Annotated in this window: 23 protein-coding genes; 6 read left to right on the top strand and 17 right to left on the bottom strand. The window is 52.6% G+C overall.

Annotated elements, in window-relative coordinates; translation table 11 throughout:
- The first annotated feature begins 29 nt into the window (after nt 1–29).
- The 3 genes from gyrA to gluQRS all read left to right on the top strand — a co-directional run bounded on the left by gyrA (nt 30) and on the right by gluQRS (nt 5,140).
- Nucleotides 30–2,825, top strand: coding sequence for a DNA gyrase subunit A (gene gyrA / locus AB9F29_RS16855; RefSeq protein WP_039003597.1), 2,796 nt, complete (start codon nt 30–32; stop codon nt 2,823–2,825).
- 93 nt (nt 2,826–2,918) lie between these two features.
- On the top strand, nt 2,919–4,262 hold the full coding sequence (trmFO, locus tag AB9F29_RS16860) for a methylenetetrahydrofolate--tRNA-(uracil(54)-C(5))-methyltransferase (FADH(2)-oxidizing) TrmFO (RefSeq protein WP_369756503.1): 1,344 nt from the start codon (nt 2,919–2,921) through the stop codon (nt 4,260–4,262).
- Entirely contained in the window at nt 4,259–5,140 is an 882-nt protein-coding gene (gene gluQRS, locus AB9F29_RS16865; RefSeq protein ID WP_369756504.1) for a tRNA glutamyl-Q(34) synthetase GluQRS, read from the top strand. Before trmFO ends, gluQRS begins: the two co-directional genes overlap by 4 nt.
- Here the strand turns inward: gluQRS and hisI are convergent.
- Complete coding sequence (gene hisI / locus AB9F29_RS16870; RefSeq protein WP_369756505.1) at nt 5,137–5,493, bottom strand: phosphoribosyl-AMP cyclohydrolase; 357 nt, start codon at nt 5,491–5,493, stop codon at nt 5,137–5,139. The genes gluQRS and hisI overlap by 4 nt on opposite strands.
- A 78-nt stretch (nt 5,494–5,571) precedes the next feature.
- Between hisI and AB9F29_RS16875 the strand changes: the two genes are divergently transcribed.
- Nucleotides 5,572–6,021 (top strand): iron-sulfur cluster assembly scaffold protein, encoded by a 450-nt coding sequence (locus AB9F29_RS16875; protein WP_335584359.1) that lies wholly within the window; start codon nt 5,572–5,574, stop codon nt 6,019–6,021.
- Nucleotides 6,022–6,075: 54 nt separating this feature from the next.
- Complete coding sequence (locus tag AB9F29_RS16880; protein ID WP_369756506.1) at nt 6,076–7,485, top strand: methyl-accepting chemotaxis protein; 1,410 nt, start codon at nt 6,076–6,078, stop codon at nt 7,483–7,485.
- Between the two features lie 180 nt (nt 7,486–7,665).
- Here AB9F29_RS16880 and AB9F29_RS16885 read toward each other — a convergent pair whose 3' ends face one another.
- From AB9F29_RS16885 to AB9F29_RS16905, 5 genes are all read right to left on the bottom strand, one after another.
- Entirely contained in the window at nt 7,666–7,788 is a 123-nt protein-coding gene (locus tag AB9F29_RS16885; protein ID WP_257722125.1) for a hypothetical protein, read from the bottom strand.
- 116 nt (nt 7,789–7,904) lie between these two features.
- The gene (gene recG / locus AB9F29_RS16890; protein ID WP_335584357.1) at nt 7,905–9,995 is read right to left on the bottom strand and encodes an ATP-dependent DNA helicase RecG; all 2,091 of its coding nucleotides are present in this window, start codon (nt 9,993–9,995) and stop codon (nt 7,905–7,907) included.
- The gene (gene ligA, locus AB9F29_RS16895) at nt 9,992–12,109 is read right to left on the bottom strand and encodes an NAD-dependent DNA ligase LigA (RefSeq protein ID WP_335584356.1); all 2,118 of its coding nucleotides are present in this window, start codon (nt 12,107–12,109) and stop codon (nt 9,992–9,994) included. Before ligA ends, recG begins: the two co-directional genes overlap by 4 nt.
- 112 nt (nt 12,110–12,221) lie before the next feature.
- On the bottom strand, nt 12,222–12,935 hold the full coding sequence (gene ctrA / locus AB9F29_RS16900) for a response regulator transcription factor CtrA (RefSeq protein ID WP_335584355.1): 714 nt from the start codon (nt 12,933–12,935) through the stop codon (nt 12,222–12,224).
- Nucleotides 12,936–13,032: 97 nt separating this feature from the next.
- A complete protein-coding gene (locus tag AB9F29_RS16905; protein ID WP_335584354.1) occupies nt 13,033–13,311 on the bottom strand; it encodes a DUF1153 domain-containing protein in 279 nt (92 codons plus the stop codon).
- 123 nt (nt 13,312–13,434) lie between these two features.
- On the opposite strand from AB9F29_RS16905, the gene mnmA reads away from it, so the two are divergent.
- Nucleotides 13,435–14,580 carry a tRNA 2-thiouridine(34) synthase MnmA gene (gene mnmA, locus AB9F29_RS16910; protein ID WP_369756507.1) on the top strand — a complete coding sequence of 382 codons (1,146 nt, stop codon included), beginning with the start codon at nt 13,435–13,437 and terminating at the stop codon, nt 14,578–14,580.
- Here the strand turns inward: mnmA and lpxB are convergent.
- The 11 genes from lpxB to AB9F29_RS16965 form a co-directional block, all read right to left on the bottom strand.
- Nucleotides 14,577–15,737 (bottom strand): lipid-A-disaccharide synthase, encoded by a 1,161-nt coding sequence (gene lpxB, locus AB9F29_RS16915; RefSeq protein ID WP_369756508.1) that lies wholly within the window; start codon nt 15,735–15,737, stop codon nt 14,577–14,579. The two genes, mnmA and lpxB, sit on opposite strands and share 4 nt — an antisense overlap.
- Nucleotides 15,737–16,540: an LpxI family protein gene (locus tag AB9F29_RS16920; RefSeq protein WP_369756509.1), complete on the bottom strand. Its 804-nt coding sequence runs from the start codon at nt 16,538–16,540 to the stop codon at nt 15,737–15,739. The genes lpxB and AB9F29_RS16920 overlap by 1 nt, the downstream gene beginning before the upstream one ends.
- Entirely contained in the window at nt 16,540–17,337 is a 798-nt protein-coding gene (gene lpxA, locus AB9F29_RS16925; RefSeq protein ID WP_369756510.1) for an acyl-ACP--UDP-N-acetylglucosamine O-acyltransferase, read from the bottom strand. Before lpxA ends, AB9F29_RS16920 begins: the two co-directional genes overlap by 1 nt.
- A gap of 3 nt (nt 17,338–17,340) precedes the next feature.
- Nucleotides 17,341–17,805: a 3-hydroxyacyl-ACP dehydratase FabZ gene (fabZ, locus tag AB9F29_RS16930; RefSeq protein ID WP_369756511.1), complete on the bottom strand. Its 465-nt coding sequence runs from the start codon at nt 17,803–17,805 to the stop codon at nt 17,341–17,343.
- A gap of 93 nt (nt 17,806–17,898) precedes the next feature.
- Nucleotides 17,899–18,501, bottom strand: coding sequence for an OmpH family outer membrane protein (locus AB9F29_RS16935; RefSeq protein ID WP_369756512.1), 603 nt, complete (start codon nt 18,499–18,501; stop codon nt 17,899–17,901).
- A 31-nt stretch (nt 18,502–18,532) separates the two neighbouring features.
- Entirely contained in the window at nt 18,533–20,899 is a 2,367-nt protein-coding gene (gene bamA, locus AB9F29_RS16940; RefSeq protein ID WP_369756513.1) for an outer membrane protein assembly factor BamA, read from the bottom strand.
- A 150-nt stretch (nt 20,900–21,049) separates the two neighbouring features.
- Complete coding sequence (locus AB9F29_RS16945) at nt 21,050–21,184, bottom strand: hypothetical protein (RefSeq protein WP_335584346.1); 135 nt, start codon at nt 21,182–21,184, stop codon at nt 21,050–21,052.
- Between the two features lie 82 nt (nt 21,185–21,266).
- On the bottom strand, nt 21,267–22,604 hold the full coding sequence (rseP, locus tag AB9F29_RS16950) for an RIP metalloprotease RseP (RefSeq protein ID WP_369756514.1): 1,338 nt from the start codon (nt 22,602–22,604) through the stop codon (nt 21,267–21,269).
- Nucleotides 22,605–22,613: 9 nt separating this feature from the next.
- On the bottom strand, nt 22,614–23,792 hold the full coding sequence (dxr, locus tag AB9F29_RS16955) for a 1-deoxy-D-xylulose-5-phosphate reductoisomerase (RefSeq protein ID WP_369756515.1): 1,179 nt from the start codon (nt 23,790–23,792) through the stop codon (nt 22,614–22,616).
- A 2-nt stretch (nt 23,793–23,794) separates the two neighbouring features.
- Complete coding sequence (locus AB9F29_RS16960; RefSeq protein WP_369756516.1) at nt 23,795–24,496, bottom strand: phosphatidate cytidylyltransferase; 702 nt, start codon at nt 24,494–24,496, stop codon at nt 23,795–23,797.
- The gene (locus AB9F29_RS16965; protein WP_039000664.1) at nt 24,493–25,215 is read right to left on the bottom strand and encodes an isoprenyl transferase; all 723 of its coding nucleotides are present in this window, start codon (nt 25,213–25,215) and stop codon (nt 24,493–24,495) included. Before AB9F29_RS16965 ends, AB9F29_RS16960 begins: the two co-directional genes overlap by 4 nt.
- Nucleotides 25,216–25,226: the final 11 nt, after the last annotated feature.

The raw sequence follows: 25,226 nt of genomic DNA on the forward strand, positions 1-25,226 counted from the left end.
GAGTGCAATAAAAAGAGCGGTAAATCCACGTGAACGATACGCCAGAAACACCTGTAAACGAAGAAGAAAACGGTCCAGAACGTTACGTATACGATGGACCTCAAATTTCCATCACCAGCGAGATGAAAACCTCCTATTTGGATTACGCGATGAGCGTGATCGTAAGTCGGGCGATTCCAGACCTGCGTGACGGCCTCAAACCTGTGCATCGGCGCATCCTTTATGCGATGTACGAGACCAACAACACGCACGACAAATCTTACCGTAAATCGGCGCGTCCTGTGGGCGATGTGATGGGTAAATACCACCCCCACGGCGACAGCGCGATCTATGATGCCCTTGTGCGGATGGCGCAACATTTCTCGATGTCACTCCCCCTGCTCGATGGTCAAGGCAACTTTGGCTCGATGGATGGCGATAACGCTGCGGCAATGCGCTATACCGAAGTGCGGATGGACAAACCCGCCGCCTATATCCTTGCCGACATCGACAAAGACACCGTTGATTTCCAAGATAATTATGATGGCAAAGACCGCGAACCGTCGGTGCTTCCGTCCCGTTTCCCGAATATGTTGGTGAATGGCGCGGGGGGGATCGCGGTTGGCATGGCCACGAATATTCCACCGCATAACTTGGGCGAAGTGATCGAAGCCACCTTGGCATTGATTGTGAACCCTGATCTCACGACCGAAGAATTGATCGAATACGTTCCGGGCCCTGATTTCCCGACGGGCGCAATTATGCTGGGCCGTTCGGGCGCACGCAAAGCCTATCTTGAGGGCCGTGGCTCAGTGATTATTCGCGCCAAAACACGCGTTGAAGAAATCCGCAAAGACCGCTTTGCGATTGTGGTCGATGAAATTCCCTATCAGGTGAACAAAGCGTCGATGATCGAGAAGATCGCCGAACAAGTGCGCGACAAAAAGATCGAAGGCGTGTCCCACGTTCAGGACGAAAGCGACCGGAATGGTGTGCGGGTTGTTGTCGAACTCAAACGCGACGCAACCGCCGAAGTCGTGCTAAACCAGTTGTTCCGTTATACCCCGATGCAGACGTATTTCGGCTGTAACATGCTTGCGCTTAACGGTGGTCGCCCTGAAACGCTGACATTGCGGCGCTTCCTGACATGCTTTATCGACTTCCGCGAAGAAGTTGTGGCCCGTCGCACGGCGTTTGAATTGCGCAAAGCCCGCGAGCGGAGCCACATTTTGTGTGGATTGGCCGCTGCCGTCACCAATATCGACGAAATCGTTGCGACAATTCGCAGCTCCGCCGATGCGGGTGAAGCGCGCACCCGTTTGATGGAACGGCGCTGGCCCGCTGCGGCGATCATGGAATACATCAAGTTGATTGATGATCCGACCCATACGGCCAATGATGACGGTACCTATAACCTATCCGAAATTCAGGCCCGTGCGATCCTTGAATTGCGCCTCCAACGCCTAACAGCGATTGGGGTCAAAGAGGTCACCGACGAGCTGCAAGAATTGGCGATCAAAATTCGCGAATACCTCGAAATTCTCGGCAGCCGTGAACGTATCATGGGGATCATCAGAGACGAACTTGTTGAAGTTCGCGACAAATTCGCGGTTCCACGTCGCACCCAGATCGTTGATTGGTCTGGCGATATGGACGACGAGGACCTGATTGAGAAAGAAGAAATGGTCGTGACGGTCACCTCTGGTGGCTACATCAAACGCACCCCCCTTGTTGATTTCCGCGCCCAACGTCGCGGTGGCAAAGGCGTTGGCGGGATGAAGACCAAAGAGGAAGATGTTGTGACCAACCTGTTTGTGGCCAATACCCACACGCAACTGTTGTTCTTTACGAACGATGGTATGGTTTACAAGCTGAAAACTTGGCGTTTGCCTCAAGGCAGCCGCACATCCAAAGGCAAAGCGATCGTCAATATTTTGCCGATGCCGGTTGGGGTTTCGATTGCTGCGATCATGCCCGTGGATGCGCCCGATAGTGAATGGGGCAATCTTCAGATCATGTTTGCCACGTCAAAAGGCACCGTGCGGCGCAATGCGCTTTCCGATTTCACCAACGTGCGCTCAAACGGCAAAATTGCGATGAAGTTTGAGGATGATTTCGCCGATGCAACCCTCGTAAATGCGCGGATTTGCTCGCCGGATGATGATGTGATGCTGGTGACCAACTCCGGCCGCGCGATCCGCTTCCCCTCGACCGACGTGCGGGTTTTCCATAGTCGCGCCTCAACGGGTGTGCGTGGAATCAGACTGAAAGACGGCGAAGAAGTCGTCTCCATGTCGATTGTTCGCCACTTTGACGCCACCAGCGACGAACGCATCGCCTATCTCAAGATGCGCCGTGCAGCGGCGGGGGCTGTGGAGTCCGACGACGATGTAGATGACGAAGAAAATGGCGAAGGCGCGATTTCTCCAGAGCGGTTTGACGAAATGCAGGCCGCAGAAGACCTCATCCTGACCATCACGGCCAAAGGCGCTGGCAAAATCAGCTCCTCACACGGATATCCCGTGCGTGGACGTGGTGGCATGGGCGTTGGTGCGATGGATAAAGCGATGCGCGGCGGTGAACTTGTGGCGTGTTTCCCAGTGGAAATGGGCGATCAAATCATGCTCGCGACCTCCAATGGCCAATCCATTCGTTGTCCGATCCAAGGCATCTCGTTCCGGTCCCGCTCTGCGGGCGGCGTGAAAGTCTTTAACACTGGCAAAGGCGAAACCGTCGTTTCGGTCGCTTGGATCGCCGAAGCCGAAGAAGAAGAGATCGACGCGATCGAAGACGCCGAGATCGTGGCCGAAACCGATGTTGAAACACCGGATGACGCCACCGAATAAATCCCAAACGACGGGATGACATTCTGACCTTCAAAAGCCCTAGCCTTTGCGCTGGGGCTTTTCACTTGTTCAAAGAAAGCTTATATCGCCCCCATGACACAAAAACTCCATATCATCGGCGGCGGAATGGCCGGATCAGAGGCCGCTTGGCAGGCCGCAAACCTCGGTGTTGAGGTCGTCATCCACGAAATGCGCCCCACAGTCGAAACTTTTGCCCATCGCACGGGGAATTTTGCGGAAATGGTCTGCTCCAATTCCCTACGCTCCGACGATGACGAGCAAAATGCCGTGGGCCTGTTGCATTGGGAAATGCGCCAAGCGAATGGCATCATCATGGCAACCGCCGATAAGCATAAAATCCCCGCTGGCGGAGCTTTGGCAGTAGACCGCGACCCCTTCGCGCAATCTGTGACCGATGCGTTGATGGCGCACCCGAATATCAGCGTTGAGTACGGCGAGATCACCGAATTGCCCAAAGACGGCCATTGGATTATCGCCACGGGCCCGTTGACCTCGCAAGGTTTGGGCGAAGCGATCCAAGCCGAAACAGGCGCCGACGCCCTCGCCTTTTTCGACGCCATCGCGCCGATTGTTTATTCCGAGAGCATTAATATGGATGTCGCTTGGCTTCAGTCACGTTATGACAAAGGCAACTCAGAAGAAGAGCGCAAAGCCTATGTGAATTGCCCTATGACCAAGGACCAATACGAGGCCTTTATCGACGCCATTCTCGCGGCCGAGCAAGCCGAATTCCATGAGGGCGAGACCGCTGGATATTTCGACGGGTGTTTGCCAATTGAAGTCATGGCCGAGCGTGGGCGCGAGACATTGCGCTTTGGCCCGATGAAACCCGTCGGCCTGACCAACGCCCACGACCCCGAAAACAAACCTTATGCAGTAGTTCAACTTAGACGTGATAACGCCTTGGGAACATTAATGAATATCGTTGGCTTTCAAACCAAAATGAAGTACGGCGCTCAGGCAGAAGTCCTCAAAATGATCCCTGGCTTGGAAGAGGCAAGCTTCGCTCGCCTTGGTGGCATCCACCGCAATACGTTCATTAATTCGCCCACTTTGCTCGACGATCAGATGCGCCTCAAGTCCAAACCGCACATTCGATTTGCGGGTCAGATTACAGGGGTTGAGGGCTATGTGGAAAGCGCCGCGATGGGCCTTTTAGCGGGGCGTTTTGCCGCCGCCGAAATCCTCGAAAAACCCGTAAGTACCTTGCCGCAAGACACGGCGATGGGTGCGCTGGTGCATCACATCACGGGTGGTGCTGAAGCCAAAACCTTCCAGCCGATGAATGTGAACTTTGGTCTATTTCAACCCGTTGAAGGCCTCAAAAATGGCCGTCGTGGACGCAAAGATCGCTACAAAGCCTATACCGACCGCGCAAAAGCCGCGTGGACGGACTGGCTCGCGCCGCAAGAATGATTACACGTTTCGCTCCCTCGCCGACGGGCCCGCTCCATCTGGGTCACGCCTATTCTGCGCTTTTGGCCTATGACATGGCGATGATGAATGGGGGCGAATTCCTGCTGCGGATCGAGGATATCGACCAGTCCCGCGCCCGTCCGCATTGGGAAACGCAAATCTATGAAGATCTCGACTGGCTTGGCCTGTGGTGGCCGCGCCCTGTGGTGCTGCAATCCGAGCAAATGTCGCGCTATGAAACGGCCCTCGATACGCTGTGGCGCGCCGAACGCCTGTATCCCTGCCACTGTTCGCGGCGCGACATCCAAGACGCCATGAGTGCGCCACAAGAAGGCACGCAACGCCTTGGCCCTGATGGCACGATCTATCCGGGAACCTGCACCGACCTTCCTAAAGCGCATTACGGCGAAAAACCGCGCCCCTCGGCGCAAACTCTACGGTTGCGCATGCGCTCTGTGGCGCGATTGGCCGAGAAAACGTCGGCTGGAATGGGGTTCTCCTTCATTGAAACCGGCGAAGGCCCGAACGGCGAAACGGGCGAGGTTTTCTTTACCGTTGATGAGCTTATTACAGAGGTTGGTGACATCGTTTTGGCCCGCAAGGGCATGGGCACAAGCTATCATTTGTCGGTAGTTTTGGACGATGCAGCACAGGAGGTCAGCCATGTAATCCGCGGCCAAGACCTCTTTCAGGCAACTAAGATTCACGTGGCTTTACAAAAGCTTCTCGGCCTCCCTTCACCTAAATACCACCACCATAAACTGATCCGTGATGATGACGGTAAACGCCTCGCCAAACGGGACGACGCGCGCGCCATTGCCAAGTTTCGCGCCGACGGGAAATCGCCCGAGGATATCCGCGCTATGGTGGGCCTTTAGGCCATCGGCGCCATGAGTTCGACATTGTCGCCCTCAAGCACAGAGGTGTAAAAACACGAGCGCCGATTGGTATGACACGCAGGGCCTTCCTGCTCGACAATCATCAACAGGCAATCCGCATCACAATCCACGCGCAGATCAATCAAACGCTGGATGTGGCCACTGGTTTCGCCCTTGATCCAAAACGCCTGCCGTGAGCGACTCCAATAGGTCACGCGGCGGGTTTCAAGCGTGCGCTTCACCGCCTCGATATTCATCCACGCCATCATCAAAACGGCGCCCGTTTCATCCTGCGCAATCGCTGGAATCAGGCCTTGGTCGTTATAGACGAGTGTCTCTGGATCAAATTTCATGGCAACACCTTGTGTTTTACGGGCTTCAGCGCTTATCTAAGACAAAGGTGCGCAGATTTAAACACCAAAGGACCCACGATGCCCGATACCGACCTCATAAAACTCTATTCCGCGCGCATTTTGGCGCTTGCAGCGAATATTGGCCTGACGGATCGCCTTGAGCTACCGGATGCCACGGCGAAAAAACGGGCGCCTCTTTGTGGATCAACCGTAACTGTCGATATTGAGGTGGAAGACGGGAAGATTACCGCGTTTGGTCAAGATGTAAAGGCCTGTGCTCTTGGGCAAGCTGCAGCCTCAATTTTGGCGCAAAACATCGTTGGCGCGAGCTTTAACGAGGTCCACGCGACGCGCACCGCATTGCACGATATGCTCAAAAAAGACGGCCCCGTGCCGACGGGGCGCTTTGAGGGGTTTGAGGTTCTTTTGCCCGCGCGCGAGTACAAAAACCGGCACGCCTCTATCCTTTTGTCGCTCGACGCCACGCTGGATGCGATTGAAAAAACACGCGCGCAAAACTGCGCTTAACACTTTCGCAAGGCTGCTCCTTTAAGCGTTATCAAACGTAAAATGGAGACGCCAATGATTCCCGCGCCGGAATTTGTAAATGGACAAGCCGTGGACAGCCGCATCAGTGCCTTGTCCCGAACGGCTTCTGCTCTGGGGTATGAAATTGTTGATATTGCGGGTTTTCTCGACCTCATCAATGAAAAAACGCATAGCCAATTAGGGACGCTTGCCGAAGTCCGCAAAGGGGCGGCTCGAGTAAGTGAGGCAAATTCTGCGGTGCTTCTGGCCGTGAAGAAGGTGAGCGATGCTTCCTTTCAAATGAATGGGGCTGTTGAAACCTCAATGGCGGATATCCGCAAGACCTCTGGCCAGACGAAAGACGTCGCCGAATGGGTTCAAACCATTGACGAACGTATGACAACCGTCGAGGCTACCCTTCTCGGGGTCCAAGAGAACAACGACGCCATCGCAAAAATCGCCAGACAAGTGAATATTCTAGCGATTAATGCCAAGATTGAGGCCGCGCGCGCGGGCGATGCAGGGCGCGGGTTTGCCGTTGTGGCCGAAGCCATTAACGAGTTATCCCATAAGACAGCTGCCGCTGCGGCGGGGATATCCGACAATATTACGTCCCTGTCGGGATGGATCGGGTCGATGAAAACCGAAGCTGGCGGTATTTCCGAAAAGGCAACCAGCGTTCTAACGGGCGCCGAACTTACAGATACCGCCCTTACTAGTATTTCTGAAAGCGTAAAACTCTCCATGGCGCAGGCAAGCCAGATCGCCGCGGACGCCGAGAATGTGCGTGCTGCCGGTCAGGAGTTTGAACCCAGTTTCAATCTTATTGGAGGCTCGGTTGAAGAGGCGGCGGAAGGCATTTCACAGGCATTTACCCGCGTGCAGGCTCTCATTGATCGCTCGGAAAGCATTGTTCAAACAACAGTAGAAATGGGAGGAACAAGCGACGACATTTCGTTTATCAACCTTGTCAAAGAGCGCGCCACGATGGTTTCAAATACCTTTGAAGCTGGTATAATTGAAGGTGCTATTGGAATGAGCCAACTCTTTGACCAAACCTATTCTGACATTGCAGGAACGAACCCTGTGCAAAAAATGGCACCATTCACATCCTTCATGGACCGTGTGTTGCCGATAATCCAGGAAGAGGTTCTAACATTTGACGAACGGATCGTGTTTTGCGCATGTGTGGACCGGAACGGATATTTGCCGACCCACAATAAAAAGTTTTCGCAGAAACCAAGCCACGACCCGGCTTGGAATACAGCCAATTGCCGAAATCGACGCATTTTCGATGACCGCGTTGGGCTAAAGTCCGGAAACAACAATGAACCATTCCTCCTCCAAGTCTATCGGCGGGACATGGGAGGCGGCGAATTCACGATGATGAAAGATTTGTCGGCACCAATTATTGTGCAGGGAAGACTGTGGGGCGGCATTCGGATCGCCTACAACTTCAAATAAAAAGCCGCCGTCCCTAGGGAAGGAACGGCGGCGAGTATGCCCAGCGAAAGTTCGTTGCGTTTCTGGAAGAGGCACTTACAGAAAAGATATGAACAGGCAGTTTCATGAGATTGCGCATCACAATGGGGACAAGATGCGTAAAATCGACTTCACTGGGCGGGGTCAGACAGGCAGTGCAAACTAGGCAAAGCCAGGTAGAAAAAGTGCCCCAAGCAACATGAAAACAACAGCCGACAAGCCTGCTGCATCCTGCAACAGAGTTCCCGAAGAGCGGCTTATAATTTTTTTAAGTTCGCTAAACATTTTCATCTCCACCTTCACACTTTAGTTGCCTCTTTGTTCTCACCTTATGAACAGGAAGTAAAGAACTAAATGAGAACATTAGTGAACAAATGAGAACGCGATGTCGAAAAATATGACTAACCCACTGAAATTAAACGAATTGCCTTATCTTGCTCCATTAACCACAAAAGTGAACGCGCAGCCTGACCACGTGGGCTGATCAACTCGGGGTCCAAAGTCAAAAGCGTACGCGCATCCTTCTGCGCAATGGCCATAAGCGCGGCTTGTCGCTCTAGGTCTGCAATTGCAAAGCGCGGTATACCCGATTGCGCGGTTCCAATGACATCCCCAGCCCCCCGTATCTCCAAATCTTCCTGCGCAATCCGAAACCCGTCTTCGCTTTCGCGTAATATTTCGAGACGGCGCTGCCCCGTTTTACTTAACGGTGGCTGGTAAAGAAGAACACATGTCGACTTCCCGGCGCCACGCCCTACACGCCCCCGCAATTGATGAAGTTGCGCTAGACCAAAGCTCTCGGCGCGCTCAATCACCATAATAGTTGCATTTGGTACATCAACACCGACCTCAATGACCGTCGTTGCAACCAACACAGACCGTTCACCCGCAACAAACTGCGCCATTGCTTGGTCTTTTTCCTGTGATGGCATTTGCCCATGCACCAAAGTAACCACGTTTTCTCCCAATTCGGCTCGTAGAGCCTTGAACCGATCTTCGGCAGCGGTCATGTCGATCAACTCGCTCTCTTCCACAAGGGGGCAAACCCAATATGCTTGCTTACCTTTTGAAACGGCTTTTCGCAGGCTGCTAACAATCTCGTCTATACGCCCTGTTGTGACCATAACCGTTGAAATAGGCTGCCGTCCCGCCGGTTTTTCATCTAGAATGGAAACATCTAAATCACCGAATTGCGCCAAGGCTAGGCTTCGGGGAATCGGCGTCGCCGTCATAACTAATACGTCCGCGCGCTTCCCCTTAGCTCCCAACCGCGCCCGTTGCTCCACGCCAAATCGGTGCTGTTCGTCGACGACCGCTAAGCGTAAATCATTAAAAACAACGTCATCTTGGAACACTGCATGCGTTCCAACCAAAATCTGAATGGCGCCACATGCTAAAGCCTCAAGCTTTTTCGTACGCTCTTTGCCTTTGTCTCGCCCCGTAAGAATCTCAATATTCACACCCGCAGTTTGCGCAAGCGGACGCAGCCCCTCTAAATGCTGGCGCGCAAGAATCTCGGTTGGGGCCATCATCACACCCTGCCCGCCAGACTCGACCGCATTTAATAAAACGGCCAGCGCAACCAGAGTTTTTCCTGCTCCAACATCCCCCTGCAAAAGCCGGTTCATCCGATACGGTTGTGCCATATCAAAACGAATTTCCTCGATTGCGCGATACTGGGCTTCTGTCGGAACAAAAGGAAGTGTTTTCAGAACCCTATCAAATAGGAGGCCTTCCCCCTTTGTCTCTTTCCCTTTCAATTTCCGCGCAGCATTCCGAGCAAGCGCAAGTGTCAATTGATGGGCAAAAAACTCATCGTAGGCTAACCTTTGTCGAGACATGCTCTCTGGCGACAAATCTTGGTTGTTCTGTGGATTGTGTGCCGCATTTAAGCTTTCTTTCCAGCCCCCCCATCCTCGCTCTCCCTTTAAGGATGGATCGATCCATTCCCCGAGTTCAGGCAGACGTTCCAGAGTCGCGGCGACAGCTTTGCTGATAACTTTTTGGGTAATTCCCACTGTAGAAGGGTAAACGGGCTCAAACTCAGGGATCGACGTGGCGTCCGCTAATTCAACTATATGATCCGGATGAACAATTTGGGCTATGCCATCAAAAACCTCAAGCTTTCCCGATACAATTCGGCGCTCACCTATAGGCAGAATTTTTTCAAGATAGTCCTGCCTTGCGTGAAAAAACACCAGTTGGAGCGTGGTTTGCGCATCCTGAACATAAATCCGGTACGGTCGACCACGACTAACCGCAGGTTTGTGATTCAGAATTTCGACTTCAACAGTAACAACGCATGGAGCATCGGCCCCTATAACACTCGTAATCGGACGTCGATCAACCCCAGAAAAGGGCAACAAAAACAGAAGGTCACGCGGTTTACCAATACTCATTCGCGCGAAGTTTTCCGACGCTTTTGGGCCGACGCCGTCCAGTGTTTTCAAATCAGAAAACAATGGGAAAAGCCCTTCTGGACGTGAACTCATAGCCCTTCGATCATGGCCAGCCATGCATCTTCATCAATGACTTCTATTCCTAGATCTTCAGCTTTCTTCGCTTTGGATCCAGCGCCTGGGCCGGCAACAAGCAAATCAGTTTTTTTGGACACGCTTCCAGAAACTTTTGCTCCAAGATCTTCAGCGCGCGCCTTGGCTTCTGCGCGACTCATCTTCTCCAAAGTACCTGTGAATACAACTATTTTTCCAACCACGGGACTACTTTCCACCTCTTTGAATACCGCATCCAATGGTGTTAATTGGGAGATGAGTGCGTCAATTGCAACGCGTTCTCGCGGGTTTTGAAATGCGGCCACGAGAGACGTTGCCATGACAACTCCAACGCCATCAATTGACAAAAGATCATCCCAAGCGTCGCCACCGCCAACGGTCACAGATGTGAGGCCCGCTACAAATTTAGACCACGACTGATAATGTTTAGCTAAAAGTACACCTGAACTTTCACCGACATGCCTAATTCCAAGGGAAAAAATAAGCTTCGCGAGGGGAATCTGGCGCTTTGCATCTATTGCATCAAACAAGTTAGCGGCTGATTTACCTCCCCAACCCTCTCGGTTTTTAAGCTGATTCAGGCCATTTTCGTATCTTTCGCGCAGGGTAAAAATATCAGCGGGGCTTTCTATCCATCCATCTTTGTAAAACAGCTCAATTTGTTTGGCCCCGAGCCCCTCGATATCGAATGCAGACCGGGAAACAAAATGCTTTAACTTTTCAACGACTTGTGCGGCACAAATAATACCACCTGTGCATCTACGAACAGCATCGCCCTCTTCTCGGATGGCCGGAGACTGACAAACTTCACAAACTTCTGGGAAAACAAACGGTTGGCTATCAACAGGCCTTTTGGATAAATCTACGTCCGAAATTTTTGGAATAACGTCGCCCGCACGATAGACTTGGACCCAGTCACCTTCACGGATATCTTTGCCGTCTCGAATTAATTCACCTTTGTTTCCACGCCCCTGAATATAGTCCTCATTGTGAAGAGTCGCGTTACTCACCACAACGCCGCCAACGGTAACCGGCGAAAGCCTTGCCACGGGAGAAAGCGCCCCTGTTCTTCCGACTTGGATTTCAATTTTTTCGAGGCGTGTCCAAGCAAGTTCGGCAGGGAACTTATGTGCGATCGCCCAGCGAGGCGTTGTGCTTCGAAATCCCAATCGTTTTTGCAAAGTCAGGAGGTTCACTTTATACACGACGCCGTCAATATCATAACCAAGCGAGGCTCGGGACTGCTCGATAGATTTGTAATGAGCCAAAAGCTCTTGTGGCCCCTGACATATTTCCGTCAGATCGTTTACTGAAAAGCCAAATGCTTTTAAACGCGAAATCGCATTGAATTGCGTTTCTGCCAGTGGCTCTGAAAGCTCTCCCCACGCATAGGCAAAAAACTTTAACGGTCGGCCTTTGGTGATCTTTGAATCCAGTTGACGAAGGGAACCAGCGGCAGCGTTGCGCGGATTGGCAAAGGTTTTTTCTCCGTTTGCAATCTGGCGTTCATTCAAGTTCTGAAAGTCTTGATGAGACATGTACACTTCACCGCGAACCTCAAGGATAGAGGGCGCGTTGAATAGTTCTTGTGGGATATCAGATATCGTTCGCGCGTTTTCGGTAACATTCTCACCGATTGAGCCGTCCCCACGCGTCGCAGCATGTACGAGTTGACCGTCTTCATACCGTAGCGAAAGCGACAGGCCATCAATTTTGGGCTCAGCAGTAAATTCCAAAGCCTCGGTCGTAGAATAGCCCAGAAACTTTCGAATACGCGCATCAAAGTCTTCGACATCGGGCTCCTCAAACGCATTTCCAAGAGAGAGCATTCGAATTGTATGGGTGATTTTGCCAAACCCGGATTCCGCAGGGGCACCAATTTTCTCACTCGGGCTATCGAAGTGCCTTAGAGCGGGAAATCGAGCTTCTATCTCGCTGTTTCGGCGTTTGAGAGCATCATACTCAGCATCCGACAAGGTGGGCGCGTCTAGGCCATGATAGTCAGAATTGGCTTTCGACAATATTTTTGCAAGGCGCACGAGTTCGATCTTCGCTTCAGATTCGATCATGTCTTGTGGTTTTTTCTGTTCCATTGGACCTCGCTTGCCATGAGAGCAAACTATGCGTCAAGACAAGTGAGGTCCAGCGGAAGAGAAAGAGCATGTACAGTTTTCTTACACCTAAAAACTGAACATGGTTTGCAAGTTAGGCACCAACGGCAAGGGGTTCCTCAAGTTCCATTGGCTGTGGATCGCGCAAAACATAGCCGCGCCCCCAAACAGTTTCGATGTAATTATCCCCAGTTGTTGCTTCGGCGAGTTTTTTGCGAAGTTTACAAATAAACACGTCGATAATTTTAAGCTCTGGTTCATCCATGCCGCCATAGAGATGGTTAAGGAACATCTCTTTGGTGAGAGTTGTCCCCTTACGAAGGGAGAGAAGCTCTAGCATTTGGTATTCTTTACCCGTCAAATGCACCGTTTTACCCGAAACATCGACGGTTTTCGCATCAAGGTTGACCGAAATCTTGCCGGTACTAATGACCGACTGGGAGTGGCCTTTTGAGCGACGAATGATGGCATGAATTCGTGCAACCAATTCTTCACGATGAAAAGGTTTCGTCATGTAATCATCCGCTCCAAAACCAAAACCTTTGATCTTGTTCTCGGTATCATCTTCGCCCGTCAGAATGAGGATAGGCGTATCGATACGTGCCAAACGAAGTTGTCGAAGCACTTCGTGTCCGTTCATGTCCGGCAAATTAAGATCGAGCAAAATCAAATCGTAGTCATACAATTTCGCAAGATCGATACCTTCTTCCCCAAGATCGGTACAATAGACATTTAGATTCGCATGAGTGAGCATCAGTTCGATGCTTTTAGATGTAGTTGGATCGTCTTCTACTAAGAGGACTCGCATTTTGTTAATCTCCGCTGGTAACCCTTCTTCTTCATTCGACACTGGCTAAAATTGGTTAACTACAAGTTACCAATTGAGAAACATTACCATTAACAACCTAAAGTTGTCGATATTTTTGCAATGCTGTGGACTTTAGGGCCGATTCACCGTGTTTTTCGATGGCTTCGACCCATGATTCGAACTCCTCTTCGCTCAAGCCATACCTTTCCAAGGCTTCTTTTAAGGGAATCAACCCATAGGCGACCCCCCGAACCACCGCTGCTTTACGGCTCGCAACCCAACGTTGGGTCTGCTCCGGCGGCAAATCCGCACGGGTTAATACGGACCCATCGGGCAGCGTAACTGCACGCGGGCCCTCAACTTTTTTCAAAAACATACCATTCCCCTCGATTTCCATGAGGTGAATTTGCCTAAACAGCCTTAAGAGAGAATGAAACGCCCCCTTGTTAGTAGTTCGCATTTTCTTATATTCTGCAGGACCTTGTTTAGGATAATTAAGATGCCGTTGGATTCGACCCACCCCGTTAACTCTCTTGGCTTTGCCAAACCGCCCTCCCAGACACGCGTTGTGGTTGCAATGTCGGGTGGCGTGGACAGCTCTGTAGTGGCCGCAATGCTCGCAGATGAGGGCTATGACGTGGTTGGGGTGACACTCCAGCTGTATGATCACGGTGCTGCGCTGGCCAAAAAAGGCGCCTGTTGTGCGGGCGTGGATATTCATGATGCGCGCCGCGTTGCCGAGGAAATGGGCTTCCCACATTACGTGCTTGATTATGAGAACATTTTTAAAGATGCCGTGATTGACGAATTCGCCGATGCCTATCTTGCGGGTGCGACGCCCGTGCCGTGCATTCGCTGCAACGAGCGTGTGAAATTCAAGGATCTCTTGGAAACCGCCAAGGACTTGGATGCCGATTGCATGGCGACCGGCCATTATATCCAACGCAAAATGGGCGACAACGGCCCTGAGCTGCACAGTGCAACCGATGCCAACCGCGATCAAAGTTATTTTCTGTTCTCGACAACCGAAGACCAGCTGTCTTATTTGCGCTTTCCCTTGGGCCATTTGGCGAGCAAGGACGAAACCCGAAAACTGGCGCAAAAATACGGCCTCGTTGTTGCGGACAAGCCCGACAGCCAAGACATTTGTTTCGTGCCCGACGGGAATTACGCCAGCGTCATTCTTAAGTTGCGCCCCGAAGCCGCCGATCCCGGTGATATCGTGGATTTGGACGGCAATGTTGTGGGCAGCCACAAGGGCGTGATCCATTATACCATCGGTCAACGCCGTGGCCTTGGCATTGGCGGCCTGACCGATCCGATCTATGTGGTGAAGCTTGATCCCGAAAAGAAACACGTGATCGTGGGGCCGAAATCGGCGCTCTCGACACGGATCATTCCTATTCGCGAAATCAACTGGCTTAATGATGAACCGTTGATGAGCCAAAAAGAGTGGCATATTTCCGTCAAAGTGCGCTCGACCCGCCCGCCACGTGACGCGATCTTGCGTCCAATTTCCGAAACCGAAGCAACGGTGGAATTGCTCTCGGCGGAAGAAGGCGTCTCGCCCGGTCAAGCCTGCGTGTTCTATGACAATGACAGCAGTCGTATTTTCGGGGGCGGCTGGATTTGGCGCGGTAATTAACGCGCGAGGGCGACGATCACGGACTCTGCGGCACGCGCACCAGGATCTTCGCCACCTTCACCAAGTCTTTCCATCGTAATCTCCATTGAGGCCAATTGGCCCTGTGGCGATTTCCAAAGATCAACAAGGGCTGGCGCGATATTTTCGGGTCGGCAATTTTCGCCCAAAAACTCGGGAACATCACGGCGTTCAGTCACAAGGTTCACCAAGGTCACCGTGTCGACCTTCAACAACCGCGCAATCATTTTCCGGCTGAGCCAATTCATATCATAGGCGATCACCATCGGCGTGCGCGCATGGGCCAGCTCAAGTGAAACGGTGCCTGATGCCGCGAGGGCAATATCCGCCGCAGCAAATGCTGCGCGTTTTTCGGCCTGCCCAGCCGCGCTGCTGTCGGTTTCCAGCAGGATGACGGGCGGGGTGATATCCCATTCGGCAACCAATTCGCGCACCAGATTGCGGACACCCGGAGCGATGGGCAACACAACACGCGCTTTCGGGATTTCCTTGACGGCTTGTGCGAGGGCGGCACCAAAAATACCGCCTAAACGGCTCACTTCGCCACGTCGCGATCCCGGAAGCGCCAAGATCAAGGGCGTCTCAGAAGAGAGCCCGTGCGAGGCGCGAAACGCATCCGCATCGGCTTGAGTTGCTTTTGGTTCCGCCACGATCGGATGGCCGACAAAGTCGCAGGTCATGCCCGATTTCTGCATCAAGGGCGGCTCAAATGGCAACAGCGCCAAGACGTGGTCAATCACCTTCGCCATCTTCGGCCCGCGCCCCTCGCGCCACGCCCAAACACTGGGAGCGACATAATGCACCGTTGGAATATTACTTTGCGCCTTGAGGATTTTCGCCACCCGCAAACAAAAGTCAGGGCTATCAATACTGATGACGACATCCGCTTTCCAGTCGAGCGCTGCTTGAGCCGTCTCACGAATACGACGTTTTAGGGCGAAATATTTCGGCAGAACTTCGACAATCCCCATGATCGAAAGTTCGGACATTTCAAACAAGGAGGGCATTCCTTCGGCCTGCATCATCGGCCCCGCAACACCGCGAAACTCCACGTCAGGCAACCGCGACTTTAGCCCCCGCATCAAGGCCGCGCCAAGTTTGTCCCCCGAAAGCTCGCCCGCAATAAGGAAGACCCGCATTAGCGGGCCTCGCCATAGATAAAAAGGCCAAGTTCCTTGGCCAACGCACAGGTTTCAACCGGATCCACAATCATTACCTGCCCAGCCTGCACTACAACCCCCGCCAAACCCGCGCTATGGGCCCCGTGCAAGGTTTCAGGCCCAATCGCGGGCATATCCACCCGCAACTCTTGGCCGACTTTTGCACGCTTCATCAGGACGCCCTGCCGGGAGAGCGTGTTTTGCGCGATAAAGCTAAGCATCGCGTCCGTGCCTTGAATGGTTTCAATGCCATAACAAAGCCCATTGGCAACAACACAGCCCTGCCCCACATCCACCGGTGACAGCGCCGTAAGAATGGCGTGCGCACGATCCATATCCCTCAAGGCCTGCTCGCTGGGCGCCTCCCCCGCAATAAGCCCTTCGGTGGCTAAAATTTCGGGGCAAATTTCATGGGCACCAACAACGGTAAACCCCGCGTCCTCAAAGACCTCCACGACAATGCGCAAGATGTGATCGTCGCCGCCCTTCATGGCTGCAATCAAACGTGGCGCCAAACGCATCATCGTTGCATCAAAACGCAACGGATTCAGCGCAGGGCGTCGAAGACCTCCCGCAAAACACACCCGTTTGACGCCCTGCTTGTGCAATTCCTTGAACAACCCGCCGAGTTTTTCAAAGCGGGCTTCATAGTCAGGCTGTGCATTTGTCTCAACACTCTGAAACGTCACAACAAAACTGTCGGCTTCCCGCGCGGCGACTTGGAGCGGTAAATCCCCGCGCCCTGCAAGCACCGCAAGGCGGTTTGGTGCGTCGGCCGCCACTAGCTTGGAGTCAGAAAGCCGCGATCGCTTTCCCCTAAAATAAACTGCGTAATTTCATCCACATAGGTGCTGTCGTAATCTTCTGAAAGGCGCATAGCGCGTTCTTGGAACTGGCCTTCACCTTGCCGCAACATCTGAAACGCTGCGCGCAACGCGGAAATATCAGCCCGCGACACACCCCGCCGCTTAAGCCCGACCAAGTTAAGCCCGTCCAATTCGCCACGCGGCCCCTGCACAAGCCCATAGGGAATGACATCATTGGTCACCATAGTGACGGCACCAATGATCGCACCACGGCCCAGTCGAACGAATTGATGAATGCCTGAAAGGCCCCCAATGATAACGTCATCCGCCACCACACAATGCCCCGCAAGTGCGGCATGGTTGGCAAGAATCACGCGGTTACCGACCGTGGTGTCATGGCCCACATGAGCGCCTGTCATAAACAGGCAATCGTCGCCCACGCGGGTGATGCCGCCGCCGCCAGTGGTGCCAGTATTCATCGTGACACCCTCGCGGATACGATTGCGCGCCCCCACGATCAAGCGGGTTTTTTCGCCGTCGAATTTGAGGTCCTGTGGCACTTCACCAATCGTGGCAAAGGGGAAAATCTCGCAATCTTCGCCGATTTCAGTTATTCCCGCCAACACGACATGACTCTTGAGAACGACACCCCGCGCCAAAGTCACATCCGCCCCGATATGCGAAAATGGCCCGACAACACAGGCCGGCCCGATGATCGCACCGTCTTCTACAACCGCGGAAGGGTGGATATTGGCGCTGGGATCAATTCTCAAAAGTTAGCCCTCACCCTGCAAATCAATCATTGCAGTGAAATCCGCTTCAGCGACAATTTTGCCGTCAACCTTCGCGTCACCGTGGAATTTCCAAATCATCCCGCGCGCCTTTACGACGGTCACATGCAACTCAAGGACATCGCCGGGCACAACTTTCTGGCGGAACTTGCCGTTGTCCACAGACATGAAATACACCAACAGTGGCTTGTCGACCATTTCGAGCCACAGACCAACCAGCACAGCCGCGGATTGCGCCATGGCTTCGATGATCATCACGCCCGGCATGATCGGCGCCCCGGGGAAGTGACCCTGAAAATGCGGTTCGTTTATCGTTACATTCTTAACACCAACCGCGCTTTTTCCAGGATCGATGTCCTTCATTTTATCCACTAATAAAAACGGGTACCGATGGGGAATAATGCGTTGAATAAGGTCAAGATCTGCTTGGGTCATGTCTTTGGATTGCATGGAGGCTCCAGTCGCTTCGCGTTTTTATTATGTTCTTTGAGTACCAAAACTGGGCCGCGCATTCAATAGCGCTAACCCCGTGAAAACCACGCCTTACGGTTTGCCATCCTGCAAAACCTGATCCACACGTAAAATGGCTTCGTTTGTAATATCGATCGTGGGATCGGGCAGTAAAATCACACGAGAATCCAGAATTCCCAAGGCATTGCGCTCTCTTAGGATTTTCCGCAAAATAGGGAGACTGGCATCGTTGAACCCTTGCCGCCCCTCACTTGCCCGCTTACCGAGTTCTTGGCCTTTGCGTTCCTGAGCATCACGAATGCCTTGCACCTTGTCGTCAAAAGCATCGGCGAGGACACGGAATTCGTCTGGAGACAAAACCGCGCGTCGTTCAAGTAAGCGCAATTCTTCGGTCTCTAAATCCCGAGTCAACTTGCCGTTTTCCAACTGGATTTCTTTGGCGAGTGCCTTGACCTCTTCTTGAATTCGCAACCCAAACGCGGATTCCGCGTACAGGCGTTCAGGGTCCAAAATAACAAAACTGCCTTGAACAATTGCCTGAATATCCAATGCGTCCGTGACACCGGCCTCAGCGTGTGATCCGCCTATTGTGCTGTCCGGACTCTGTGCCAACGCAGGGAAACCGCAAAATGCAATGACGCAGATTGCGGCCAAAATCGCCCTAGAGAGCGCCATAAAACGCTGACCGAAACCGCCAATGCCCCACTTAGAACCTAGTTGTAACAGTAAGTTCAAACGGCTGCTCCACATCATAGACTTCTTTCTTGATTGCTTTGGTGAAGTTAAACCGCAAAGGCCCCAACGGTGTATTCCAATACACCGCAAATCCAACCACGGACCGTAAGTGGAACGCATCATCCACCGTACAATCTGTGACGGGACAGGCCGCATCGGTCGGGCCACCCGCCGTGTCATCCAAACCCCAAATCGAGCCAACGTCAAAGAAAAGACCCGCAGAAATCCCGTATTCTTCGGGAAGCCCAATCGGGAAATCGGCTTCGAGGCGCAGAACCGAAAACAGATTGCCGCCAAGAGAGTCTTGGTTCACGGCGTTCAGGTCACGTGGTCCCGTGCCAAAGTTCTCGAACCCGCGCATCTTACGGGTTGTTTGCGAATAGCGATCGGTAATGCGGGATTTCCCACCATTATAAACAGTATACGACCCCGCTTCCACAATGGCGCGCAAAGTTACGAGACCGTCCAAAGCGTTGGTTTCGGCCCCTGCTAAAAGTGTCGCACGCATAAAGGGATCATCGTCTATGTAGCCAAAGTTTTGTCCAAACCGCAAAACATAACTGTAATCTTCGTCAATTTTGCTGCGCCGCGAGTCGAAAGTATAGAAATACCCCAGAACATTGTCCGAGCGTTCCCCCACGTCCGCATTCACCAAGCGCGAGTTATCGATGCTTGAGTTATAGAGCGACGTATCGAGGAACCGATATCTCAGCCCCAAACGCCCGCGTTCGCTGACGGGGAAATCAATCGAAGGAGAGATTGTATCCCGCGTGGTATCATATTGCTGCGTTGTATTGCTCGTCGTGATACGGCCTAGATCAATGTCAAACCGCAAATCCCGCCCATAGAGATATGGCTCCGAGAAAGCAACATTAACAGAATTTTCATCGGAAACAGTGCTGATCTCGAAACTGAAGGTTTGCCCACGGCCCAACAAGTTGGTTTGCGTATAGCCAAGGTTCAATCCGGGACCGTCATTCGTACTATAGGCGACACCCAGATTTAACGAACCCGTGGTGGTTTCAACCACATCAACATCGACGATAACATTGTCTGACGTGCTTCCTTCGCGTGTGTTCACTTCGGCGTCTTCGAAATACCCAAGCGCACGCACACGTTCCGCAGATTGGGCGATTTCACGCGGATTAAACGGGTCGCCCTCTACGGCGCGGAACTGTTGGCGCACAACGCGGTCAAGCGTCGTGGTGTTGCCCTCGATATCGATACGCTCGATAAAAATCCGCGGTCCTCGCACCAGAGCAAATTCAACATCCAGCGTCCGTGTGCGATCATTACGCACGATCTGTGGGTCCACGCGGACAAAATCATGGCCATCTTTGAGCGCTTTGTTTTCCATCCGTAGAATGGCGGCTTCAATGCGTGCCGGCGAAAAGTCTTTGCCCGACTTAATTTTGATCAGTCTTTGATACTTTGCCGGGTCAATATTGGCGAATTCCGACGAAACCGTTAAATTACCAAAACTAAACTGCTGGCCCTCTTTGATCCGGAAGGTCACAAAAATACCGTCGCGTTCACGGGAAAGTTCGCTGGTGACGGAAACGGCCTCAAAGTCGACGAACCCGCGCGCCGTATAGAATTCCGTTAAGACTTGCTTATCAAATTCAATACGATCCGCAACAAACGTGTCCGATTTCACAAAGGTGCGAAAGATACCAGCCTGTTTGGTGCCAAGCAAACGGCGCAATCGCGTGTCACTATAGGCGCGGTTGCCCACAAACGTGAGGCGCTCGATATCAACCGTTTGGCCCTCGGTAACTTCAAACACCAAATCGACGCGATTTTCAGACCGGCGGATGATCCGTGGCGTGACAGTGGCCGCAAGGCGTCCACCGATTTCATAAGCCTCAACCAAGGAGGCGGCATCCTGCTCGGCCACTGTTGGATTGAAAACCAACCGAGGCTGCGAACGTACCACCGTAAAGAGCGCGTCGTCCTTGATACGCTTATTTCCCTCAATCGAAATTTGGTTGATTGTTGGGTATTCGACGACCCTAACGCCTAAGGTATTGCCACGCGGGTTGATTTCGACGGATTCAAACAAACCCGACCCGACCAAGTTTTGGTAGGCTGCGTTTAATTCGCCCGCCGACAGGGTTTGGCCTTGGACGATTCCCATGTAGGTCATGATTGTCGCGGAATCCACGCGTAAATTCCCGTCGATGGAAAAGGACGAGAACGTATAGTCCTGCGCCTCCGCACCAGAGGGAACAACCGTGCAAACAGCTGAAATAAAAAGAAAAAGAAACGCTGAGACGCGGCAAAGCGCCCTCTTAAGCGTCACGATGCTTTTGAACGCATCGGTGGCGAAATCACTCATGGACTTCCATCCGTATAAAACCCTAGGTCCGCCCTAACTAACGGGAAAAGCCCCCTATGTCAAAAGCAAGAAAGCGCCCCAAGGGACGCTTTCTACTATTCGTACAAAATTTAGCTACAACCCAGCGTTTGATCGCTGTTTTGCCCCGTCTTAAATCGCGAGGTTCACCGATACAAACGCCCCAAGCATTAAAGCTGCGACCATCGCGCCAGAAACAATCAGGCGATCCATATTGAGCCCCACAAGAAGGGAAAGTCCGCGGTATCCGTTGTTAATCGTTTGCATGTTAGACCTCGTGTATTGACTATTCCAATCCACTGTAGGCAAGAAATATGGCACAAATTGGGCTATATTAACTTTTTGTTGATTAACAGACCAAATCTGTGAACAACCCCAACGCCATGAGCGACAAAATAAGCCCCAACCCGATTGTCATCAGGCCACGCACCCAAGTGTCATTTGGCGGCTTACGGAAAATGGCTTCATAGGCATAAAACACCAAATGTCCTCCATCTAGAACTGGAATGGGGAACAGATTCATCAGACCAATGGCCGTGGAAATCACCGCGATAAAACTGATAAAATCGCTGATGCCGCCTTGAGCCGCCTGCCCGCTTACTTTGGCGATACCAATGGGTCCCGAGATATTACAGGTCGAAATTTTCCCAGCCACCATGTGATACATCCCTGAAAGCGACTGGGTTATCACGCGTTTGGTGGCATTAAATCCAAGCGTCAAACCCTCAACGGGACCAACGGCCTCATTGAGCGGTGTAAACGCATACCGCCCGCTAATTCCCATCAACCAACGGGTTTCAAAACCACCGTCTGCGGTGGGTAAATCCCTGCGTTGAGCATTAAGCACAAAAGGCATTTCCGCCCCTGCGCGCCAGACCATCAAATTGAGCGGCGCACCCGCCGAGGCCTCAACAATGGGGATCAACTGGCCAAAATAAGAGATCGGCTCCTCGTTGATGGAAAGGATGACATCGCCCTCTTCAAGCCCTGCCTCATAGGCCGCGCTGTCGGGGGATACAGCACTGACCAAAGCGGGTTGGAGTTGAGGCCCCAAAACGGTCATTTCCTGTCCCTCACGGGTGATTTCATAAGATAAGAGTGCCGAGTTTGTTTTGAGTGCGTCAAATGTGGTGCGCAAGCCTTCGGACCCGTCTAGTGAAAGCCCTTCGACCGAAAGCAACACGTCTCCGGCACGTAAATCTCCAGTTCCTGCTGGTAATTCAATAACTTCGCCAACCGTTAGCGGCGATTTTTCCACCCCGACAGACATGGCCAAACCAGCGAAGATCAAAATTGACAGGGCGAAATTAAACAACGGCCCCGCAGCAACGGTTGCCGTCCGTGCCCACAAAGGTGCGCCATGCATTGTGTGACGCAATTCGGCATCCGACAGACCCACCATGGCCTCGCCATCTTTGCCACTGGCCGCATCTGCATCCCCGCGAAACTTTACATATCCGCCAAACGGCAGCGCCGCGACTTGCCATTTTGTACCGTGCCGGTCGACCCGCGAAAACAAAACTTTGCCAAACCCAAGCGAGAACACGTCGGCATAGATTCCAGACCACCGCCCAACGATATAGTGCCCGTATTCGTGGATCGCCACGATAACGGAAATAACCACGACAAAAGCAATAAGCGTAAACACGCCACCGCCCAGTGAAGAGAATATCGAAGAAAAATCCAAGGTCTGTCCTTAATTATGCAAAGTCTTGGCGCATTCACGCGCCCATACCCGTGCCGTGTGATCTGCTTTTAGGACGTCATCAAGGGGGATCACGTCAATTTTATGGCTGTCTGCGGAATTCTGCCAATGCCTGTTCAACACCAATTCAACCACCTGCGCCATCTCCTGAAAACCAATCTCGCCCGCGAGAAACAGATCAAGCGCGCATTCCTTGGCCGCATTGAAAATCGCACCAGACAAGCCACCACGGCGGATAACCTCATCCGCCAAACGCAACGCAGGCCAACGTTGAAGGTCGGGGGCGGAAAATTCAAGCTTGCCGATTTTGGCCAAATCCAATCGCTCAACGGGTAATTTTTCCCGTTGTGGCCAATGCAGTGCATAGCCAATGGCGTGGCGCATATCGTGCGGCCCCATATGCGCAATTATGCCACCGTCAACAAATCCAACCAACGCATGCACGAGGCTTTGAGGATGAACCAGCACTTCTATTTGATCAGCCGAAACACCGAAAAACTCTTTTGTTTCAATCAACTCCATCGCTTTGTTAAACATAGAAGCGGAGTCAATTGTAATACGTTGGCCCATATCCCAATTGGGATGGGTGCAAGCCTCTGCCACTGTCGCGGTCGCCAGTTTTTCCAGCGGCCACGTGCGCAAGGCACCGCCGCTTGCAGTAATAATGATACGCTCCACGCGCGAAATATCTTCGCCGACCAAAGCCTGAAAAACGGCGGAATGCTCGCTGTCGACGGGCAGGATTGTCGCGCCATATTTGGCCGCTTCGGATTTCAACAACGGGCCCGCCGTCACCAAACTCTCTTTGTTCGCCAGCGCCAAAACGCCTCCGTGGCGCAAAGCATGCAACCCCGGCGCAAGACCCGCCGCGCCTACAATCGCGCTCATGAACCAATCTGTTGGACGGTCCGCCGCCTCGATTAAAGCCTGCGGTCCTGCAGCAACTTCAATGCCCGTTCCAGCCAGTGCATTTTGCAAATCGGAAAGACAAGTTTCGAACCCCGTCACAGCGATTTCGGCCTTGAGATCAATGGCATCCCGCGCGAGTTGCGCAATATTTCGCCCACCAGTTAGGGCGACAACATGATAGGCGTCGGGCGCCCGTTTGATCAGGTCGATGGTGGATTGGCCGATCGAGCCCGTCGCGCCAAAAATTGAAATGCGGCGCATGTTTAAACGCCGAAGCCAAGGACGATGAGAATATAGACCGCCGACACGCAGCCCACGCCGACCATGCCATCAAACCGGTCCAAAAACCCGCCATGACCTGGAATAAGGTTGGAGCTGTCTTTGATTTTATAGCGCCTTTTCAAGGCACTCTCGGCGATATCTCCCATCTGAGACGCAAAAGACAAAAGCATAAAACTAAGCGCCGTTGCCGTGACTGAGGGGCTGACAAGCAGAACCGACTCGGGAACATAGGGATAAAGCGCAGCAATCGCGCCAAATATCCCTGCCAAAACCCATCCCGCGACCGTACCCGACCATGTCTTTTTCGGGCTAATCAGGGGCCAAAATTTTGGGCCACCAAAGATTTTGCCCGCGAAATATCCAAAGATATCCGTAAGAACGACGATGACAAACAAACCTGTAATTGTCCAAATGCCATTGGGAGTACCTCGCAGAAAGATAAAGGCCCATGACGCGGAAACAATCACAAGGGCGTAGGCGGCAAAAATCGGCCAATCTCGCCCCGCCTTGAGGGTTTCGGCCATCATCCGCCACAACTCCCACAGCATCGCAGTGAGGCTAAGAATAATCAGGGTGTTGAACAGAATTCCACCGGAATAAACCGCCGTAACCCCAACAACTGCCATAACAATTGCTGACATCGTGCGTGGCATTAAATCCGACCACTTAGATAAACGACTCATAGGCTGACGGCTCCGAAGCGGCGATCGCGTGCGCCAAAACGTTTAAGGATTTCGCCAAAGACGTCAGGCGTAAAATCTGGCCACAAAATGTCGGTAAACTCGTATTCCGAGTAGGCCGATTGCCACAAAAGGAAGTTGGAAATGCGGGCCTCCCCCGAGGTCCGGATCACCAAATCAGGATCTGGGAGGAACCGCGTGTCAAGGAATTGCGCCAATGTTTCCACGTCAACGGATTCAGGATCGATGCGCCCTGCGGCCACTTCGCGCGCCATGCGTTTGGTCGCACGGGCAACCTCGTCACGTCCGCCGTAATTGAGCGCTATAGTTAAATGCACCCCATCGTTTTCGGCGGTCAGAGTTTCGAGGTTATCGATAAGTTTCTGCAGCTTAGGGTCGAGTCTTAATCTGTCCCCGATAAATCGAACGCGCACGCCTTGCTTAAGAAGTGCCTGAGCTTCCCGCTGAATATAACGGCGAAACAGGCTCATCAGGCCAGCAACTTCGCTTTGCGTGCGCTTCCAATTTTCAGTCGAAAACGCAAAAATTGTAAGATATTTGACGCCATAATCGGGACAGGCCTCAACGATTTCGCGCACACGTTTGGCGCCCGCGTGATGGCCAAATAAGCGCGGCCGCCCTCGAGACTTGGCCCACCGACCATTGCCATCCATAATGATGGCCACATGGTGCGGGCTGTTGTTTTCGCTCTCTTGGGCCACGGGGTGCCTTC

Source organism: Falsihalocynthiibacter sp. S25ZX9 (assembly GCF_041205405.1).
GTDB classification, from domain to species: Bacteria; Pseudomonadota; Alphaproteobacteria; order Rhodobacterales; family Rhodobacteraceae; genus Falsihalocynthiibacter; species Falsihalocynthiibacter arcticus.

Excerpts from the sequence above, each read along its gene's own strand:
- mnmA (WP_369756507.1), top strand. The coding sequence starts at position 13,435 with ATGCCGTTGGATTCGACCCACCCCGTTAACTCTCTTGGCTTTGCCAAA.
- AB9F29_RS16905 (WP_335584354.1), bottom strand. The coding sequence starts at position 13,311 with ATGTTTTTGAAAAAAGTTGAGGGCCCGCGTGCAGTTACGCTGCCCGAT.
- gluQRS (WP_369756504.1), top strand. The coding sequence starts at position 4,259 with ATGATTACACGTTTCGCTCCCTCGCCGACGGGCCCGCTCCATCTGGGT.
- ctrA (WP_335584355.1), bottom strand. The coding sequence starts at position 12,935 with ATGCGAGTCCTCTTAGTAGAAGACGATCCAACTACATCTAAAAGCATC.
- ligA (WP_335584356.1), bottom strand. The coding sequence starts at position 12,109 with ATGGAACAGAAAAAACCACAAGACATGATCGAATCTGAAGCGAAGATC.
- AB9F29_RS16885 (WP_257722125.1), bottom strand. The coding sequence starts at position 7,788 with ATGTTTAGCGAACTTAAAAAAATTATAAGCCGCTCTTCGGGAACTCTG.
- bamA (WP_369756513.1), bottom strand. The coding sequence starts at position 20,899 with ATGAGTGATTTCGCCACCGATGCGTTCAAAAGCATCGTGACGCTTAAG.
- AB9F29_RS16875 (WP_335584359.1), top strand. The coding sequence starts at position 5,572 with ATGCCCGATACCGACCTCATAAAACTCTATTCCGCGCGCATTTTGGCG.
- trmFO (WP_369756503.1), top strand. The coding sequence starts at position 2,919 with ATGACACAAAAACTCCATATCATCGGCGGCGGAATGGCCGGATCAGAG.
- AB9F29_RS16960 (WP_369756516.1), bottom strand. The coding sequence starts at position 24,496 with ATGAGTCGTTTATCTAAGTGGTCGGATTTAATGCCACGCACGATGTCA.
- AB9F29_RS16945 (WP_335584346.1), bottom strand. The coding sequence starts at position 21,184 with ATGCAAACGATTAACAACGGATACCGCGGACTTTCCCTTCTTGTGGGG.
- hisI (WP_369756505.1), bottom strand. The coding sequence starts at position 5,493 with ATGAAATTTGATCCAGAGACACTCGTCTATAACGACCAAGGCCTGATT.
- fabZ (WP_369756511.1), bottom strand. The coding sequence starts at position 17,805 with ATGCAATCCAAAGACATGACCCAAGCAGATCTTGACCTTATTCAACGC.
- lpxB (WP_369756508.1), bottom strand. The coding sequence starts at position 15,737 with ATGCGGGTCTTCCTTATTGCGGGCGAGCTTTCGGGGGACAAACTTGGC.
- AB9F29_RS16880 (WP_369756506.1), top strand. The coding sequence starts at position 6,076 with ATGATTCCCGCGCCGGAATTTGTAAATGGACAAGCCGTGGACAGCCGC.
- recG (WP_335584357.1), bottom strand. The coding sequence starts at position 9,995 with ATGAGTTCACGTCCAGAAGGGCTTTTCCCATTGTTTTCTGATTTGAAA.
- AB9F29_RS16935 (WP_369756512.1), bottom strand. The coding sequence starts at position 18,501 with ATGGCGCTCTCTAGGGCGATTTTGGCCGCAATCTGCGTCATTGCATTT.
- dxr (WP_369756515.1), bottom strand. The coding sequence starts at position 23,792 with ATGCGCCGCATTTCAATTTTTGGCGCGACGGGCTCGATCGGCCAATCC.